Below are 2,875 nucleotides of genomic sequence, written 5' to 3'. Positions count from 1 at the left end.
GACGCGGCGATCACGGCGATGGAACTGGTCGCGTCCGGCATGCCGGCCAAGCCGGCCTCCGGCGTCGAACCGCTGGAGGACTACGTCCGGTTCGCCGCGATCTGCCAGGGCAACGCCATACCGACGCTCGCCCACGCCTGCTTCACCATCGAGGGAAACTCACGCCCGTGGACGGAGCAGAACGACGGGCCGGCCCTGCAGACCCTGGCTGTCCTGCGGGCCTTCACCCAACTGGATGAGCCGACGCGGGATCTCGCACGTCAGGTGATCGGCCGCAACCTCGACTTCCTCATCGGGGCCTACCAACAGCAGACCACCAACGTGTGGGAAGAGCACTCCGGCTACTCGTTCTTCGCCCGGGCCGTGCAGCTGCGCTGCTTCCGTGAGATCTCGACCAACACGATCGGCGTCACCGTGCCCGCCGGATGTCGGGAAGCGGCCGACTGGCTGCGGAGCGCCCTGACCTCGCACTGGGACGGAACCCGCTATCTCAGCCTCATCGGCGACGCCCAGCCTCCCACCGACCCGGCCGGCCCGGGTTACGACCCGAACATCGACATCGTCATCGCGGCGATCTACGGGGACCTGCCACTGACCGACACCCGCCTGCTCGCCACCGCCGCCGAACTCCGTAAGCACTGGTCGGACCCGGCTTCGCCCGCGGTCTACCCGGTGAACCTGGCCGATCAGCAGCTCGGTATCGGGCCGATGCTGGGGCGCTATCCGGGCGACAGCTACGACGGTGACGTGTCGAATCCCGTCCAGGGTGGTCACCCCTGGGCCCTGGCCACCTGCAACTTCGCGGAGCTGTACTACCGGCTGGCGGACGGGGTGCAGAGCACGGGATCCCTGCCCTACGACGACCTCTCTGCGCCGTTCTTCGCCCAGATCGGCGTCGCCGCGGACACTCCCGCGCGGGACGCGGCCGCCGCGCTGGAGCAGGCCGCCGACCAGATGCTCCAAGCAGTCACCTACCACAGCGACAACCTCGAACTCAGCGAGCAGTTCGACCGCACCACCGGCTATTGCCGCAGCGTGAGCAACCTGACCTGGAGCTACGCCGCCTACCTCTCGGCCGTCCGGGCCAAGACAGGACTGACCGTACAGGGCTGATTTCATCACCTACGAAGGAAATCCCGTGATCTTTCCCGAAGGGGCCAGCGCCCGCACCAGCCCGGCAGCTGCCGCCAACAGGGTCTACGACGTCGTCATCGTCGGGGCCGGAATCAGCGGCGCGATCATCGCCGACCGCCTCAGCCGCGAGGGCCGTTCGGTGCTCATCCTCGAAGCGGCCCCGTCCAACGACCTGACCATCAAGGGCTACGAGGACTACCTGAACGACTTCTACGCCGCGGCGAGCAAGGACAACCAGTCGCCGTACCCGGTCATCGCTCCCGTCCCGATGCCCCGCAGCACCGACGCCCGCCCGCTCCAGCCCGGCGTGCCCAACACGGACGGGTATCTGGTGCAGAACGGCCCGCACTCCACCGATACCACCTACACCCGGGTGCTCGGCGGCACGACCTTGCACTGGGAGGCGAAGATCCTGCGGATGCTGCCGGAGGACTTCGAGCTTTCCGAGCGGTACGGGCACGGCCCGAAATGGCCGCTGGGGTACGCCGAGCTGGAGCCGCTCTACCGTGAGGCCGAGCGCGAGATCGGGGTCTCGGCCGACGTCGAGGACCAGCAGTACCTCGGCCTCAGCTACCCGCCGGGCTACGTGTATCCGATGCGGGGCCTGCCACAGTCCTACCTCGACCAGGTCGTGGCCAAGGGGGTCGACGGCACCCGGGTGCAGCTGGACGACGAGGATTTCACGCTCAAGGTGCGCCCGTTCCCCCAGGGGCGCAACGGCATTCCGAACCCCGCCTACGACCACGGGCAGGGATTCAGGCCGGTGGGTGCGGTCAGCACCACCCAGGTCGAGGAGGGCCAGCGCTGCCAGGGCAACAACAACTGCGTGCCGCTCTGCCCGGTGCAGGCCAAATACCACGCCGGCAAGACCCTGGCCAAGGCTCTGGCCCGGGACGTCGACCTCCTGGCCCAGGCCGTGGCCTACCAGGTACACACCGACCCGGAGACCGGCCGGGTCACGCAGATCGAGTTCCGGCACTACCGCGATCCGAACTCCACCGAGTACGAGACCGGATTCGCCCGTGGGCGCACCTACGTGCTGGCGACCAACGCGATCGAGAACGCGCGGCTCATGCTCGCCTCCGGATTGCAGAACCGCAGCGACCTCGTCGGTCGCAATCTGATGGACCACGCCTACCTGCTCACCTGGGCCCTGCTCCCCGAGATCGCGGGAACGATGCGGGGGACGAACTGCACCTCGGGCATCGTCGACCTGCGCGGCGGCCGGTTCCGGCGTGGTCAGGCCAGCTTCAGCACCGACATCCACAACGACGGCTGGGGCTGGCCCACCGGCGCCCCGGTCAGCGATCTGACCAGACTGGTCGAGGAGCACCGGTACGGCTTCGACCTGCGCCGGTCCCTGGTCGACCAGGTCAGCAAGCAACTGCTCTTCGCCCACATGATCGAGGTGCTGCCGGAGCCGGAGAACCGCGTCACCGTCGACCCCCGCTACCGCGACCAGCTGGGCAACATGCGCCCGGTGATCTCGTTCAAGGTCCCCGACTACACGATGCGCGGCGCGGCCTTCGCCCGTCGCCTGTCGCGGCAGCTGTTCGACCAACTCGGGGCGGAGGACCACACGAACTACGACCCGTCCGAGTACGGGTACGTGGAGTTCGAGGGCGAGGGCTACCGGATCCTCGGCGGCAACCACCTGGCCGGCACCCACATCATGGGCACGAGCCCGGCTACCTCTGTCGTGGACGACAACCAGCGCAGCTGGGAGCACGAGAACCTCTAC

General features: G+C 68.3%; 2 protein-coding genes. Both read left to right on the top strand.

Annotated elements, in window-relative coordinates; translation table 11 throughout:
• Positions 1-1,113 (top strand): glycoside hydrolase family 15 protein (locus DMB66_RS58655; protein ID WP_233625598.1); only part of this gene is annotated, 1,113 nt, incomplete at its 5' end.
• A 25-nt stretch (positions 1,114-1,138) separates the two neighbouring features.
• On the top strand, positions 1,139-2,875 hold a 1,737-nt coding region (locus tag DMB66_RS58650; RefSeq protein ID WP_148112931.1), incomplete at its 3' end, for a GMC oxidoreductase.

It is taken from the genome of Actinoplanes sp. ATCC 53533 (assembly GCF_003947245.1).
This window is presented reverse-complemented; position numbering and strand designations above follow the sequence as displayed.